Origin of the sequence: Exiguobacterium sp. s22 (assembly GCF_018617455.1) — a bacterium.
In the GTDB taxonomy this organism is placed as follows: Bacteria; Bacillota; Bacilli; order Exiguobacteriales; family Exiguobacteriaceae; genus Exiguobacterium.
In genome coordinates, this window is record NZ_JACSKD010000005.1 from 1 (window position 1) to 16182 (window position 16182).

The window sequence follows — 16182 nt, forward strand, 5'->3', positions numbered from 1 at the left end:
GTTCCCATGCCGAACACGGAAGTTAAGCGTCTCAGCGCCGAAAGTAGTTGGGGGATCTCCCCCTGTGAGGATAGGACGTTGCCAGGCAAACGGTGGTTCTGGAGCATTCGCTCAAGGGCCGCCGTTTTTTCATATCATCGATTCAGCTTAGTGGAAGAGAGGACGTAAGAAGAAATGGCTAAGAAGATCAAAGTATATGTCGAACCAAATGAAACGGTCAGCGAATGTTTAGATCGAATCAACGAAATGGGTTATCGTCCTATACGCCGCATTGAAAAGCCCGTCTTTGAGCAAACGGGAGCCAAAGATGAACCTGTCCATTCCCATCAATCGATTTTATTTGAATGCGTCTCTAAAGAATCCTAATGCCAAGCCGTCACACAATCTGCGTGACGGCTTTTTTTATGTCTCAAAATGAATGTTCGCGTTCAAAGCATCGATCTCCAAGCGCATCCAATAAAGTTTGAGCTCGTTTTTCTATCTTTTTAGGAAGATTCTCTTTACTAAAGTATTCAAGAGCCAAACTTTCACCATCTTCCATGACGAGCGCTCCATGTACTCCTTTCGCCTGGTATAAATGAATGACACCGTATGTCTCGTCTCCGTTTGGATATTTGAAGTAACCATCTGAACCGGAAAAGACTTGGATTAATTCAAATTGCTCAGCGAGAAGTCCAGTTTCTTCTTTTAATTCTCTAGCAGCGACTTCTTCCAACGTTTCCCCGAGTTCCATCGACCCTCCTGGTAAACCCCAATCAAGCGTATCGGATCGGAATTGCATCAGTACCTCTTGCTTGTGATTGATGACCAAAATGGTCGCTCCCACACTGATGATCGGGCGGTTGCCAATCACTTCTCTAAGACTCGATATGTAACTCATCGAACTCCCCCTTTTCAATAGCATACATTATCGGAGAAGATTGTGCAGATTACATCCAAAAAGCGAACGATAAATATTCAGACAATTAAAATGTTCGCAGTTTATTGACATGTTTTCAAAGAACAAGGTACGATAGGCGTGTGAGATAAGAAAAATGAATAGTGCTCCATATAATCGCAAGGAAATGGCTTGCAAGTTTCTACCTGATCACCGATTCTGATCAGACTATGGGGTGTAGCGGACGTGTATTTGTCATGCCTATACCCTAAACTGATTGTCGGTTTAGGGATTTCTTTTTGTAAGGGGGACATTGGGAATGAACGTAGCAGTTGGAGTAATCATGGGAAGTTCATCTGATTGGGAGACGATGAAACATGCGTGTGACGTGTTGGATGAGTTGCAGATTCCATATGAAAAACAAGTCGTATCCGCTCACCGTACACCAGACCTTATGTTCGAATATGCTGAAGAGGCGCGAGGCAGAGGCATCCAAGTAATTATTGCGGGTGCTGGTGGGGCAGCCCACCTTCCTGGAATGGTCGCTGCGAAAACGACACTTCCTGTCATCGGTGTCCCGGTACAGTCGAAAGCACTCAATGGAATGGATTCGCTCCTCTCCATTGTTCAGATGCCTGCAGGAGTTCCAGTAGCAACTGTTGCGATTGGTAAAGCGGGAGCAACAAATGCAGGATTATTGGCTGCTCAAATCCTGAGCATCCACTCCACAGACATAACACATCGACTGGATGCATTTCGTGAGAAGAAACAAGAGATGGCGATGCGAGGAACGGAGGAGTTGGTCTGATGAGAATCGGAATTTTAGGTGGAGGACAACTTGGCCGGATGATGTCTCTTAGTGCGAGTGCAATGGGGTACACGACGCTTTGTCTTGACCCGAACCCCAATGCACCGACTGCTCAAGTGGCAGATTCAATTGTTGCCTCATTTGATGATGTCGATGCCGCAAAGGAACTCGCTGCTCGTTCAGACGTTGTGACGTATGAATTCGAGAATATCGACACGGAAATGATTGCAGCCATCGAAGAAAAATGCCCGCAAGGTATGGACGTGTTGAAGGCGACGCAACATCGCATCTTAGAAAAACAAATGATTGAATCTGCTGGGTTACGAGTCGCGCCATATATTTCAGTTCGTACCGTTCGAGATGTACGGCAGGCATATGAGAAGCTCGGCTTACCATTTGTCATCAAAACGTGTCGCTTCGGCTATGACGGAAAAGGGCAAACGGTCATCCGGACGGAACAGGATGTTCAGGCGTTCACTGAACAGTTCACCGAACAAGAATATGTCGCTGAAGCTTGGTTGCCGTTTGAAAAAGAGATCTCCGTCATTGTGACACGAGGAGAAGAAGAAACGTCGACGTTCCCGATCAGTGAAAATATTCATCACAACAACATCCTACATCTCTCCATCGTACCAGCTCGTGTGGCAGGTGAGATTCAAGAAGATGCGAGACACCTCGCACTCCAGCTCGCCGATCATATCGGTTTAATGGGGACACTCGCTGTCGAGTTGTTCGTCATGCCAGATGGTCGCCTTTACGTAAACGAACTCGCACCGCGTCCACATAATTCTGGACACTACACGATTGATGCATGTGAGACCTCACAATTTGAACAACACATTCGAGCCGTGACAGGAATGCGTCTCGGACGTACGACATTGACATCGCCTGTCGTCATGGTCAATCTTCTCGGCGAACATATGCAACGACTCAATGTCAAAGCATTGCCATCGAATGTTAAACTACATCTGTATGGAAAAGATGAAGCGAAGACAGGTCGCAAAATGGGACATTTGAACGTCCTTGCTGACACGGTCGAAGAAGCGCTTCATACCATCGAACAACTGGCAATTTGGAAGGAGACCGTTTTATGATTTCACGCTACACCCGCCCAGAGATGGCAAACATTTGGACTGACCAAAACAAATTCGAGGCTTGGTTAAAAGTTGAGCTTTATGCCTGTGAGGCTTGGAGTGAACTCGGCATCATCCCGAAAGAAGATGTCCAAGTCCTTTGGAACAAGGCATCGTTTGATGTGGATCGCATTCTAGAGATTGAACAAGAGACACGTCATGATGTAATCGCGTTCACTCGTGCCGTTTCCGAGACACTCGGAGAAGAGAAAAAGTGGGTACATTACGGCTTGACGTCGACGGATGTCGTCGACACGGCACTCTCGTACTTAATCAAACAGGCGAATGATCTTTTAGAGGCCGATTTAGATCGCTTCATCGGTATTCTCGCAGAAAAAGCGAAAGCACATAAGTATGACATCATGATGGGACGCACACACGGCGTGCACGCAGAACCGACAACGTTTGGTTTGAAGCTCGCCCTCTGGTATGAAGAGATGAAACGGAACAAAAAACGTTTCATGGCAGCTCGCGAAACGATTGAATTCGGGAAGATGAGCGGAGCGGTCGGAACGTTTGCGAATATCGACCCGTTCATCGAGTCATACGTCTGTGACAAGCTCGGTATCCAAGCTGCACCGATCTCGACACAGACACTCCAACGTGACCGTCATGCCGAGTATATGTCAACACTCGCATTGATTGCCACATCGATTGAAAAGATGGCAACGGAGATTCGTGGACTTCAAAAAACAGAGACACGCGAAGTGGAAGAGTTCTTTGCGAAAGGACAAAAAGGGTCGTCTGCGATGCCGCATAAACGTAACCCAATCGGTTCTGAAAATATGACGGGTCTTGCACGCGTCATTCGTGGTCATATGATGACGGCTTACGAAAATGTTCCGCTCTGGCATGAGCGTGACATCTCGCACTCGTCAGCAGAACGCATCATCATCCCGGATGCGACGATTCTCCTTAACTACATGTTGAATCGCTTCGGCAATATCGTGAAGAACTTGACGGTCTTCCCGGACAACATGCGTCGCAACATGGACCGTACGTTTGGAATCATCTTCTCGCAACGGATCTTACTCGGTCTCATCGAGAAGGGGTGGTCACGTGAAGCGGCGTATGATGCGGTTCAACCGAAAGCGATGCAAGCGTGGGAAGAAGAGACAATGTTCCGGACATTGATTGAAGAAGACAAAGAAATGGGCGCACTCTTTACGAGTGAAGAGCTCGATGAGTTGTTCGACCCGCGTTATCACGTACGTCGTGTCGATACGATTTTTGAACGCTGTGGTTTGTAATCGTTGAGGGGCGACATGCCCCTCTCACTTTTAAGGGGGAACGGTTCAGATGAAAGCAATTTATGAAGGCAAGGCGAAGGCGTTATTTGAGACAGAAGAAGCGGGTGTGCTTCGTGTGTACTACAAAGACGATGCGACAGCATTCAATGGAGAAAAGAAAGAGTCGATTGATGGGAAGGGGATTTTAAACAACGCCATCACGACCCAGTTGTTTGAATTGATGCATGACAACAAGATTCCGACACACTTTATTAAACGAATCTCGGAACGAGAACAGTTGGTTCGTCGTGTCGACATCATTCCGTTAGAAGTGGTCGTCCGCAACGTCGCGGCCGGTAGTCTAGCGAAACGCCTCGGTTGGGAAGAAGGAACACCGCTCCTTGCGCCGATTGTCGAGTTTTATTATAAGGACGATGCCCTTGGGGACCCACTCCTCACGGAAGATCATATCCGGTTATTGCAAGTTGCTACACACAAAGAAGTCGAAACATTGCGACAACTAGGTCTTTGGGTGAACGACGTCTTGCTCGATTTCTTTGGTCAACATGGCATCGACGTAATCGATTTTAAATTAGAGTTCGGGAAAGTGGACGAAACGATCATCTTAGCGGATGAGATTTCACCGGATACGTGCCGTCTCTGGGACAAAGAGACAAAACAAAAGCTTGATAAAGACGTATTTCGTCGCGATTTAGGTTCTTTGACTGAGACGTATGGACAATTGTTAACACGCATAGGGGGAAACGGACAATGAAAAAAGTAAACGTGTATGTGACATTACGTGAAAGTGTACTCGACCCACAAGGAGTTGCCGTAAAGGGCGGACTCGAACATCTCGGATTCGTTGGAGTTGAATCGGTGCGGATCGGGAAAGTCATCGAGCTTCAAGTAGCGGACGACACGACAGAAGCCATGGTCAAAGAAATGTGTGAGAAGTTACTCGTCAATACGGTCATTGAGAATTTTGAAATCGAGATGGGGGTACTCGCATGAAGTTTGCGGTCATCGTCTTTCCAGGATCAAACTGTGACCTCGACATGTACCATGCGGTAAATGATGTGCTCGGGGAAGAAGCGGAATACGTGTTTCATACGGAAACATCACTTGAAGGATTCGATGGGGTCCTCTTACCAGGCGGTTTCTCATACGGAGACTACTTGCGCTGCGGGTCAATCGCACAATTTTCACCGATTATGGCTGAAGTAAAGCGTTTTGCTGAAGAAGGACGCCCGGTACTCGGGGTTTGTAACGGATTCCAAGTGCTCGTTGAAGCAGGGTTACTTCCAGGTGTATTGATGCGAAACCGTGATTTGAAATTCATGTGTAAGACCGTCGACCTCGTCGTCGAAAACAACGAGACGATGTTCACAAGTGAGTATGCGGCACAGGAAACGATTCGCGTGCCGATCGCACACGGTGAGGGCAACTACTACTGTGACGATGCGACACTTGCGACATTGAAGGCAAATGGCCAGATTGCGTTCACCTATAAAGAGAACCCGAACGGATCGGTCGAAAACATTGCCGGCATCACGAACGAGGCAGGAAACGTACTCGGTATGATGCCACACCCGGAGCGTGCGGTCGAAGCGTTGCTCGGTGGGGAAGACGGTAAACGGTTATTCACGTCAATCGTAAAATGGGGGGCACGACATGTTACTTACAACTGAACCGACAGCTACACAAATCCGTGATGAACGGATCTATGCCACGATGGGATTATCGGACGACGAATACGCGCTCGTCGTCTCACTGCTTGGCCGGGAACCGAATTATACAGAAATCGGTCTCTTCTCGGTCATGTGGTCTGAACACTGTTCGTACAAAAACTCGAAACCGGTGCTCCGGAAGTTTCCGACAACCGGCAAGCACGTCTTACAAGGACCAGGAGAAGGGGCTGGAATCGTCGACATCGGAGACGGTCAAGCCGTCGCCTTCAAAATCGAGAGTCATAACCATCCATCCGCGATCGAGCCTTATCAAGGAGCGGCGACTGGGGTGGGCGGAATCATCCGTGACATCTTCTCGATGGGCGCCCGTCCGATTGCTTTATTGAACTCACTCCGTTTCGGAGATTTGAACGAATCACGTGTGAAACATTTATTCGGTCATGTCGTGTCCGGTATCGCTGGATATGGGAACTGTGTCGGCATCCCGACTGTCGGTGGGGAAGTCGCATTCGACCCGGCCTACTCAGGCAACCCGCTCGTCAATGCAATGTGTGTCGGCTTCATCCGTCATGAAGACATTCAAAAAGGAATCGCGGAAGGTGTCGGAAACTCAGTCATGTACGTCGGAGCAACGACAGGGCGCGACGGAATCCATGGTGCCACGTTCGCTTCTGAAGAACTCGGAGAAGACGCAGACGAGAAACGTCCAGCCGTTCAAGTCGGAGATCCGTTCATGGAGAAGCTCTTGATCGAAGCGTGTCTCGAAGTCATCAAACATCCGGCACTCGTCGGGATTCAAGACATGGGCGCAGCCGGATTGACGTCATCGTCAGCAGAGATGGCATCAAAAGCAGGAATGGGAATCGAGATGAACCTAGACCTCGTCCCACAACGTGAGACTGGCATGACACCTTACGAGATGATGCTATCGGAATCACAAGAGCGGATGCTTCTCGTCGTCAAAGCAGGACATGAAGACGAAATCGAGACAATCGTCACGAAGTGGGGACTTCACGCGATCAAGGTCGGCGAGGTCATCGAAGAGAAAGTACTTCGTCTCGTTCATCAAGGAGAAGTCGCAGCGGAAGTACCAGTCGACGCACTCGCAGAAGATGCACCGGTTTATCATAAGCCTTCTAAAGTCCCAGCATATTATGAAGCCTTCCAAGCGATGGAGCCGGTCACGCCAATTGTCGAAGATGTGATGGCGACATGGAAAGACGTCCTTGCGATGCCGAGCATCGCCTCGAAACGTTGGGTGTATGAGCAATATGACCATATGGTACAAACGTCGACAGTCGTCGCACCAGGTAGTGATGCTGCGGTCATTCGCATTCGTGAGACGGAGAAGTCGCTCGCGATGACGACAGACTGCAACGCGAAATATGTATATCTCGACCCACGTGTCGGTGGAGCCATCGCTGTCGCGGAAGCGGCTCGAAACATCGTCGCAAGTGGTGCAGAACCACTCGCTTTGACGGACTGCCTCAATTTCGGGAGCCCAGATAAACCGGAAGGGTTCTGGCAACTCGACCAAGCCGTCGAAGGAATGGCAGAAGCGTGTCGAACGCTTGATACGCCGGTCATCGGTGGGAACGTCTCGCTTTATAACGAATCGAACGGACAAGCCATCTATCCGACACCGGTCGTCGGAATGGTCGGACTCATCGAGAAACCAGAACATATTACGACATCGTTTGCGAAACAAGCGGGAGACGTCGTCTTCTTACTCGGTGAGACGAAAGCGGAATTTGGCGGAAGTGCCCTTCAGATGTTGCAGGATGGAAGCGTGAGCGGTCATGCACCGACACTCGATCTCGCGGAAGAACGTCAGACTCAGAAGGTATTGCTTCAAGCCATCCGTGAAGGTCTTGTCACGGCGGCACACGATGTATCAGAAGGTGGTCTTGCGGCAGCATTACCGGAACTCGTTTTCGGAACTGGGTTCGGCGTGGACGTGACGATCGACACAGATTTTGTGACGGCACTATTCAGTGAATCGCAGTCACGTTTCCTCGTGACGGTCGACAAGGCACATGCCGAGGCATTCGCGAGCATGACGAACGGAACAGCAATCGGGACAGTCACAGAAGCATCAACCCTTGTTGTTCGTGCAAGCGACCGCTTGATTGAAATGGACGTACAAGAGTTGGAACGTGTATGGGAAGGAGCTATTCCATGTTATATGACATCCGAGGCATGAACGAGGAATGTGGTGTCTTCGGTGTGTTCGGTCACATCGAAGCGTCACACCTAGCCTATTACGGACTGCACAGCTTGCAGCACCGTGGGCAAGAAGGAACGGGAATCGTCACGGCAGACGGAGAACGTCTCCATGCGAAACGTGGACTCGGACTCGTCACCGAAGTGTTCGATGAGACATCACTCGACACGCTCACGGGGAACCATGCGATTGGGCACGTCCGCTACTCGACGGCTGGCGGCAATACGCTTGAGAACGTTCAACCGCTCCATTTCAAGTCGTTGACTGGCGATTTGGCGATGGCGCATAACGGAAACCTTGTGAATGCGAACGAACTGAAACATATGCTCGAAGCGGAAGGCGCCATCTTCCAGACGACGTCCGACACGGAAGTCGTGGCCCACCTCATCAAGCGGAGTCGCGGCAATTCATTGAAAGAACGGATCGCCGACAGCTTGGCCCGTCTCGTCGGGGCATTCGCATTCCTATTCTTGACGGAAGATGCATTGTACGTCGGTGTCGACGTGCATGGGTTACGTCCATTGTCACTCGGCCAAACTGAAGACGGGGCTTACGTGTTCGCTTCAGAAACGTGTGCGTTTGACGTCGTGGGGGCGACGTACGTACGGGATGTTGAGCCAGGAGAATTGCTCATGATCACGAGCGAAGGCATCACGTCAGAGCGATTCAGTGAAGCGGCCGTCCGTGCCATGTGCTCAATGGAATACATCTACTTCTCAAGACCGGACTCCATCATCGATGGCATCAACGTGCATACGGCACGTAAGGCCATGGGGAAAAAGATGTTTGAAGAAGCACCGGTCGAAGCGGATGTCGTGACAGGTGTGCCGGATTCGAGTATTTCTGCGGCGATCGGCTACGCTGAGGCGAGCGGAATTCCTTACGAAATGGGACTCATTAAAAACCGTTATGTCGGACGGACGTTCATTCAACCGTCCCAGGAATTACGAGAGCGCGGCGTGAAAATGAAGTTGTCAGCGTTACGCGGTGTCGTGAACGGAAAACGCGTCATCATGGTCGATGATTCTATCGTCCGTGGAACGACGAGTCGCCGAATCGTCACGTTACTTCGAGAGGCAGGCGCGACGGAAGTGCATGTGCGCATCACGTCACCGCCGATCAAACATCCGTGTTACTACGGAATCGATACATCTACCAAGGAAGAGTTAATTGCGGCAACCAAATCCGTTGAAGAAATCAGAGAAGAGATTGGTGCCGATTCACTAGCGTTCCTCACATTAGACGGAACGGTCGAAGCCATCGATCGTCCGTTCGAAGGAGCGTTACGCGGGCAGTGTGCTGCATGCTTCACGGGACTTTATCCGACTGAACTTGCAGAACTCGTGACAGAGACAAAGGCTTAAGGGGGAAAAGCGATGAGCGTTCGATATGAACAAGCGGGTGTGAATTTAGAAGCAGGGTACGAGGCCGTATCCCGTATGAAACGTCATGTCGCTCGGACGATGCGTCCGGAAGTGATGACAGGGCTCGGTAGTTTCGGAGCGATGATTGACCTCGGTTCGATGAACATGAAACACCCGATTCTCGTGAGCGGGACCGACGGGGTCGGGACGAAGCTGAAATTGGCGTTCGCGCTCAACCAACATGACACGATTGGAATCGATTGCGTCGCCATGTGCGTCAACGATTGTCTCGTGCATGGAGCAGAACCGCTCTATTTCCTCGACTATATCGCGACCGGAAAAGCAGAACCGGCCAAGCTCGAGCGTATCGTCGCCGGCGTTGCCGAAGGATGTGTCCAAGCCGGTTGTGCGCTCGTCGGTGGCGAAACGGCTGAGATGCCAGGAATGTATCCGGATGGCGAATATGACATCGCCGGATTTGCGGTCGGTGTCGTAGAGAAAGAAGACTTGCTCGACGGTTCGTCAATTCAGGATGGAGACATCGTGCTCGGCCTTGCATCTTCAGGCGTCCACTCGAACGGGTTCTCGCTTGTACGTCATATCGTCGAAGCGCAAGGTCTTCATTATACGGATGAGATTGCGATGCTCGATACGACCCTCGGGAACGCCTTGCTTTTGCCTACACGAATTTATGCTGAAGCGGCGAAAGCGGCGATTTCGACAGGTAAGGTTCAAGGGATGGCACATATCACAGGTGGTGGCTTCTATGAGAATGTTCCTCGCATGTTGCCAGAAGGTCTTGGCATCACGTTCGATGCGTCGAGTTGGCCGAGTCTTCCTGTATTCGACTGGCTCGAACAAGTCGGGAACATCTCGAAGCAAGAAATGTTCAACGTCTTTAATATGGGAATCGGTTATATGATCACGGTACGAGCTGAAGATGTGGAACTCGTCGAAGCGGCGCTTGAACGTGTCGGGGAGACTGCGCACCGAATCGGGAAAGTCGAGAGTCGTCCAGGCATTCGGATTTCAGGAGTGGACCAATGAAACGATTTGCCATCTTTGCGTCAGGATCGGGAAGTAACGCCGAAGCGATCTGGCAAGCGATCGCCGATGGTCATTTGTCTGCCGAATGTGTGTTGCTTGTGACGGACAAACCAGAAGCCACGGTTCTTGATCGAGCGGAACGTCATGGGATTCCAAGTTTTTCATTTACACCGAAGGCGTACGCGTCGAAAGAGGAGTTCGAGGAAGAAATTCTCGTTCTTCTCCATTCGTTGCAAGTGGACTATCTTGTCTTAGCGGGGTATATGCGCTTGATTGGAAATGTGTTACTATCCGCATATCCGAACCGCATTTTAAACATCCATCCGTCGCTTTTACCTGCTTTTCCGGGTAAAGACGCGATTGGACAGGCGCTCGACGCCAACGTGCCAACGAGTGGTGTGACCGTTCATTATGTGGATGCGGGGATGGACACGGGTCCGATCATCGCACAGGCGTCCGTCGAGATTGAAGGGTGTGACCGCACCGAGGCGACACGTCGCATTCAGACGATCGAGCACCAACTGTATCCGCGCGTATTACAACAAGTGTTGAATCAACAGGAGGTTTTCAAGTGAGAGCATTATTAAGTGTTTCTGATAAAACGGGAATTGTCGAACTCGCGACCGTCTTGCATGAGGCGGGCATCGAGCTCATTTCAACAGGTGGGACCGAGGCTGCGCTTCAGCAGGCGGGATTGCCAGTCAAAAACATTTCGGAAGTGACATCGTTCCCTGAAATGTTAGACGGCCGTGTCAAAACGTTGCACCCACTCGTTCACGGGGGCTTGCTCGGACGTCGTGACCTTGATACGCATGTTGCGCAAATGAAAGATCATCACATCGAACCAATCGATTATGTCGTGGTCAATCTGTATCCGTTCAAGGAGACGATTGCGAAAGAGAATACGACATACGAAGAAGCGATTGAAAATATTGATATCGGTGGACCAAGTATGTTGCGTTCGGCAGCGAAGAACCATGCGAGCGTCACGGTTGTCGTTGATCCAAGCGATTACACACTCGTCGCCGATGAAGTACGTGGTGGCGGCACATCGTTTGAGACACGTCAACGTCTTGCAACGAAAGCGTTTCGTCACACGGCGGCATACGACGCGTTGATTGCCGACTACTTAGGTCGTCAAATCGGCGAAACGTTCCCAGAGCAGTTGACGGTCACATATGAGAAGGTTCAAGACCTTCGTTACGGGGAGAACCCACACCAACAAGCGGCGTTTTATAAGACACCTTTATATGACGGGATGACGCTTGCGAATGCGACACAATTACACGGGAAAGAGCTCTCGTATAACAATATTCAAGATACGAATGCAGCACTTGAAGCACTTAGTGAATTGAACGAACCGGCTGCTGTCGTCGTTAAACATATGAATCCTTGTGGTGTCGCGGTAGGACAAACGATTCATCAGGCGTTTGAACGTGCACACGCAGCGGATCCGGTCTCCATCTTTGGCGGAATCGTCGCCTTGAACCGCGAGGTCGACATCGAGACGGCAGATGCCCTTCGCAACATCTTTTTAGAGATCATCATTGCTCCATCCTTTAGTGAGGCAGCACTTGACCGATTGAAAGAGAAAAAGAACCTCCGTTTGTTGACGTTAGATATGGGACAGATGACAGGCATGCGCCTTACGGCTGTTGCGGGAGGATTGCTCGTACAAGATGGCGATGATATGACACTCGATGATGCAGCGTGCCAAATCGTAACGGATCGTCGTCCGACAGCGTCAGAATGGGAAGACTTGAAACTGGCATGGCGCGTCGTCAAGCATGTCAAATCAAACGCTATCGTCGTCGCAAAAGACGAAACGACGATTGGAATCGGTGCCGGACAAATGAACCGCGTCGGCGCAGCAAAAATCGCCTTCGAACAAGCGGGGGAACGCGCGACAGGTGCGGCTCTCGGAAGTGATGCCTTCTTCCCGATGGCAGATACGGTCGAAGCGGCAGCAGCGGCAGGAATCACGGCCATCATCCAACCGGGTGGGTCGATTCGCGATGCCGAATCGATTGAAGCGGCAAATCGCCATGGCATCACGATGGTATTCACATCAGTCAGACATTTCAAACACTGAGAGGGGTTCGCGTCATGAACGTATTGGTCATCGGTCGAGGAGGACGCGAGCATGCGCTCGCGTGGAAGTTGAAACAAGACGGGCATGACGTCTTCGTTGCACCGGGCAACGACTTCATGGAAGGGATGACGTGTGTGTCGATCCATGAAACAGACGTGGAGATGCTCGCCCATTTCGCAGAAGAGAACGAGATTGAATGGACGATTGTCGGACCTGAATCGTCGCTCATGGCAGGGGTCGTCGATACGTTCCGTGCCAAAGGACTGAACATCTTCGGACCGACGAAAGCAGCTGCCTTACTTGAAGGTAGCAAGGCGTTCGCCAAAGAAGTCATGATGGAAGCCGGGATTCCGACAGCAGCGTACGAGGCGTTCACGGATGCGAAGTCAGCGCTTGCCTATATCGAGAAGCTTGGGGCACCACTTGTCGTCAAGGCGGACGGATTAGCAGCCGGTAAAGGCGTCACGGTCGCGTTCACGGTCGAAGAGGCGGAAGCTGCCGTACGTGATATTTTCACGACGGATAAATTTGGTCAACAGTCACAAGTTGTCATCGAAGAGTTCCTCGATGGGGAAGAGTTTTCACTCATGGCGTTCGTCTCGGGAGAGTGTGTCATTCCGATGATCACGTCTCAAGATCATAAACGTGCCTATGACGGCGACAAGGGACCGAACACGGGTGGTATGGGCGCCTATAGTCCGATGCCACATCTGACAAAGGACGTGTATGAGGAGGCGGTTGAGACCGTATTAAAACCGCTCGCACAGACGATGGTCAAGCGAGGTACTCCATTTGAAGGATTCTTGTACGCCGGTCTCATCTTGACGGCGAATGGACCAAAAGTCATCGAATTCAATGCACGCTTCGGTGACCCGGAAACGGAAGTCATCTTGCCGAACCTGAAATCACCGCTCCTAGACGTGATTGAAGCGGTCGTTCGTCAAGAGTCGTATCCGGTTGAGTGGGTCGACGGATATACGATGGGTGTCGTCATTGCGGCCAAAGGGTATCCGGACCGACCGATTACGGGTCAGGTGTTATCAGGATTTGAGTCACTTTCGAAAGATGTGTTGGTCTTCCATGCCGGTACGATAAAGAAGGGTCACCAAGTCGTAGGAAGCGGAGGTCGTCTATTTGTTGTGACGGCGACGAAACCGACACTATCTGAGGCAAAAACGGCTGTGTATGAGGCAATTTCGCAACTCGATTTACCTGAAACGTTCTATCGCTCTGATATCGGGGCACGAGCGTTTGAACACATTATTTAAAGGATGGGTCAACCCATCCTTTTTTTCATGCGAAAAAAAGGAAATGCCGACATCCTGTTCTACAATAATAAAGTAGCTTGAAGAAGGAGGGTGGTCGGCCTGCGTGTTCAAACAAAATTATTTATTGCGATCGCCGTGAACATCGTACTCTTCATCGGTGTCATTTTATTCGTCATCAAACCGTATTTTATAGAGAAAAGTATTGAACAGGACAGGGCGATGACTCGTGATCAAATCGAGAGTGTATCGGAAGTGTTCGCCAATCACCGTCTCATGCTCGAGCGGATCCTTGTCGACTGGTCAGTCTGGACGAACGCCTATGATTTTGTTCAAAATCGAAATGAAGCATTTGTTGAGAGTAATATGGGGACAGATACCCTTGAAAATCTTGGAGTCGGTGCGATGATTTTTCTCGATCAAAATCGAGAGGTTGTCTATTCCGAATTCAATCAATTTTATGAGTTGGACAGTAAAGAGGAAAAGAATGATTTCACAAATGAATTGATACGTTACGTGAACTCTTCTGGTGTCACGCAAAGTGCGGTATATGGGACCGACTTCGGCCCTGTCGTTTTCATGAGTCATCCGATTGTAAAAAGTGATGGAACGGGGGAGCCTGGTGGCACGCTGGTTCTGATTCAAAAAATTGGTCCGGATTTCATGGCAGCGATGAGCGCCCAAGCAAAAACAAAATTATCGATCAGTCCACTGTCTCACCAACAATTGACGGTTGACCAAGACGAACAATTTTCCCGCGTCTCGTTACCGCTTCAGTCCGTCTATCAGGATGCGAACTGGGAACTCAACTTTTCAGTCAAACGCACGTATTATACGAATACGCAGACAATGCTAGAAACAGGTATGTTCGGTCTGGTCGTTCTAGGTCTTGGTCTATTGATGACACTATTTTGGACGGTGAATCAGATTATCACGAAACGGTTAATGCGCATCGTCAACGAACTGAAATCGATCACGAAAGAACGAAATAGCCGTTTGCGGATTCGATTACAGCCGAATCAACAAGATGAGATTGAAGAGATGGCTGTCAGCATGAACGAAGTGCTAGATGCCCTCGAACAGACCCAAAAAGAATCGTTGACGCGAGCCTTCCGCGATTCCTTAACGCGTCTTCCGAACCGGTTAGCGGTCGAAGAGATGTTTATGAATTTGCCTGAATCGTCTAAATCAATTGGAGTCATGGGAATCGATCTCGATAACTTCCGACGAATCAACGATCAATTCGGTCAACGCACGGGCGATGCGATGCTGACATTCTTTGCGTCTCGATTGATGTTTTATAAAGAAGATGGGTTTGTGGCACGGATTGGTGCCGACGAGTTTATTTTGATTCATCTAGACTGGACGACCGAAGAGTTACTGATTGTCGCCAATCAACTAGTGAAGGATTTGCGTGAATGGGGTTTGAAACAAGGCATGAATCATTTGACCTTGAGTATCAGTATTGATGAATTGATTGAACCATCGCATCACTCATATGAAGTGATGATGGCACGACTCGATGTCGTCTTACACGAGGTGAAAGTATCAGGGAAAGATAAAATCCTCTCCTATCAAGAGATTGAAGATGGGAGTCACTACTTGCAGGCGCTCGAGATGGAGCGGGATCTTCGCTATGCGTTGCGCCATGATGAGTTCGAACTGTATTATCAGCCCATTGTCTCTCCGCAACCGTTTCAGGTACGAGGGGTAGAAGCGTTGATTCGTTGGCACCATCCGACGAAAGGGTTCATCTCTCCGGGCGTCTTTATTCCAGTCGCGGAACAACTAGGTTTGATTTCGGATGTCGGGCGCTGGGTGCTCACTCATGCCATCACTGAAATCCAAGAATATATCGAACACTTTGACTTGTTCTTGTCAATCAACGTATCGAAGCGTCAAATTCTAGACGATTCGTTTCTAGAAGCGTTAGAGGAAACACTGATGAAGACAGGATTTCCGCCGCATCGATTGCATGTCGAAATCACAGAGAGTGAAGTTGGGGGAAACGTGTATGAACTTCAACAATTCATCCAAGCATTGAAAGGAATGGGCGTTAAAATATCGCTCGATGATTTTGGTGTCGGAACATCCTCACTCTCATTCCTGCAATCGCTTCATCTAGATATCGTTAAGATTGACCAAAACTTCGTGAAAGGTATTCCTGAGAACAAGTTTGACCGTGCCTTGTTAGAGGGCCTCTATCAAACGTTCCAAACACTAGGACTCGAGATTGTCACGGAAGGGGTTGAGCGGCCAGAACAGCTCGCGTTCGTATTAGAATATAGTGGTTCACTTATTCAAGGCTATCACTATAGCAAACCGATTCCGGTTAACGAACTACACCTCTATTTACGTAAAACGGTCATGACTCAAATTTGAGGTAGGCGGCTCTTCATAGGAAGAGTCGCCTTTTTTTATAAAAAATATATGTGAATTTTGTTACAATAGG

15 protein-coding genes, 1 rRNA gene and 1 riboswitch are annotated in these 16182 nt (G+C 49.7%); of the genes, 15 read left to right on the forward strand and 1 reads right to left on the reverse strand.

The features are described from left to right. Both rrf and KNO94_RS09530 read left to right on the forward strand, forming a co-directional pair. Positions 1-87 (forward strand): 5S ribosomal RNA (gene rrf / locus KNO94_RS09525); the annotation flags it as partial. Positions 88-174: 87 nt separating this feature from the next. Beyond that, positions 175-366 carry an NETI motif-containing protein gene (locus KNO94_RS09530; RefSeq protein WP_015880702.1) on the forward strand — a complete coding sequence of 64 codons (192 nt, stop codon included), beginning with the start codon at positions 175-177 and terminating at the stop codon, positions 364-366. A gap of 43 nt (positions 367-409) precedes the next feature. Here KNO94_RS09530 and KNO94_RS09535 read toward each other — a convergent pair whose 3' ends face one another. After that, a complete protein-coding gene (locus tag KNO94_RS09535; protein WP_214779182.1) occupies positions 410-880 on the reverse strand; it encodes an NUDIX hydrolase in 471 nt (156 codons plus the stop codon). 146 nt (positions 881-1026) lie between these two features. Further along, a riboswitch (purine riboswitch) is annotated at positions 1027-1128 on the forward strand. Positions 1129-1196: 68 nt separating this feature from the next. Between KNO94_RS09535 and purE the strand changes: the two genes are divergently transcribed. From purE to KNO94_RS09600, 13 genes are all read left to right on the forward strand, one after another. Further along, a complete protein-coding gene (gene purE / locus KNO94_RS09540) occupies positions 1197-1685 on the forward strand; it encodes a 5-(carboxyamino)imidazole ribonucleotide mutase (protein WP_214779184.1) in 489 nt (162 codons plus the stop codon). Further along, entirely contained in the window at positions 1685-2779 is a 1095-nt protein-coding gene (purK, locus tag KNO94_RS09545; protein WP_214779186.1) for a 5-(carboxyamino)imidazole ribonucleotide synthase, read from the forward strand. Before purE ends, purK begins: the two co-directional genes overlap by 1 nt. Beyond that, positions 2776-4068: an adenylosuccinate lyase gene (gene purB, locus KNO94_RS09550; RefSeq protein ID WP_026826890.1), complete on the forward strand. Its 1293-nt coding sequence runs from the start codon at positions 2776-2778 to the stop codon at positions 4066-4068. The genes purK and purB overlap by 4 nt, the downstream gene beginning before the upstream one ends. A 49-nt stretch (positions 4069-4117) precedes the next feature. After that, entirely contained in the window at positions 4118-4822 is a 705-nt protein-coding gene (gene purC, locus KNO94_RS09555; protein WP_214779187.1) for a phosphoribosylaminoimidazolesuccinocarboxamide synthase, read from the forward strand. Then, positions 4819-5061, forward strand: a complete 243-nt coding sequence (purS, locus tag KNO94_RS09560; RefSeq protein WP_214779189.1) for a phosphoribosylformylglycinamidine synthase subunit PurS — start codon at positions 4819-4821, stop codon at positions 5059-5061. The genes purC and purS overlap by 4 nt, the downstream gene beginning before the upstream one ends. Beyond that, on the forward strand, positions 5058-5738 hold the full coding sequence (purQ, locus tag KNO94_RS09565) for a phosphoribosylformylglycinamidine synthase subunit PurQ (RefSeq protein WP_214779191.1): 681 nt from the start codon (positions 5058-5060) through the stop codon (positions 5736-5738). The genes purS and purQ overlap by 4 nt, the downstream gene beginning before the upstream one ends. Continuing rightward, positions 5722-7941, forward strand: coding sequence for a phosphoribosylformylglycinamidine synthase subunit PurL (gene purL / locus KNO94_RS09570; RefSeq protein WP_214779193.1), 2220 nt, complete (start codon positions 5722-5724; stop codon positions 7939-7941). Before purQ ends, purL begins: the two co-directional genes overlap by 17 nt. After that, positions 7917-9326, forward strand: coding sequence for an amidophosphoribosyltransferase (gene purF, locus KNO94_RS09575; RefSeq protein WP_214779195.1), 1410 nt, complete (start codon positions 7917-7919; stop codon positions 9324-9326). Before purL ends, purF begins: the two co-directional genes overlap by 25 nt. A 12-nt stretch (positions 9327-9338) precedes the next feature. After that, positions 9339-10373, forward strand: coding sequence for a phosphoribosylformylglycinamidine cyclo-ligase (gene purM, locus KNO94_RS09580; RefSeq protein WP_214779197.1), 1035 nt, complete (start codon positions 9339-9341; stop codon positions 10371-10373). Further along, positions 10370-10948 (forward strand): phosphoribosylglycinamide formyltransferase, encoded by a 579-nt coding sequence (purN, locus tag KNO94_RS09585; RefSeq protein ID WP_214779199.1) that lies wholly within the window; start codon positions 10370-10372, stop codon positions 10946-10948. Before purM ends, purN begins: the two co-directional genes overlap by 4 nt. After that, a complete protein-coding gene (gene purH, locus KNO94_RS09590) occupies positions 10945-12465 on the forward strand; it encodes a bifunctional phosphoribosylaminoimidazolecarboxamide formyltransferase/IMP cyclohydrolase (RefSeq protein ID WP_214742718.1) in 1521 nt (506 codons plus the stop codon). The genes purN and purH overlap by 4 nt, the downstream gene beginning before the upstream one ends. Positions 12466-12479: 14 nt before the next feature. After that, entirely contained in the window at positions 12480-13733 is a 1254-nt protein-coding gene (gene purD, locus KNO94_RS09595) for a phosphoribosylamine--glycine ligase (protein ID WP_214779201.1), read from the forward strand. Positions 13734-13823: 90 nt separating this feature from the next. Next, complete coding sequence (locus tag KNO94_RS09600) at positions 13824-16112, forward strand: bifunctional diguanylate cyclase/phosphodiesterase (protein ID WP_214779202.1); 2289 nt, start codon at positions 13824-13826, stop codon at positions 16110-16112. Positions 16113-16182 lie beyond the last annotated feature (70 nt).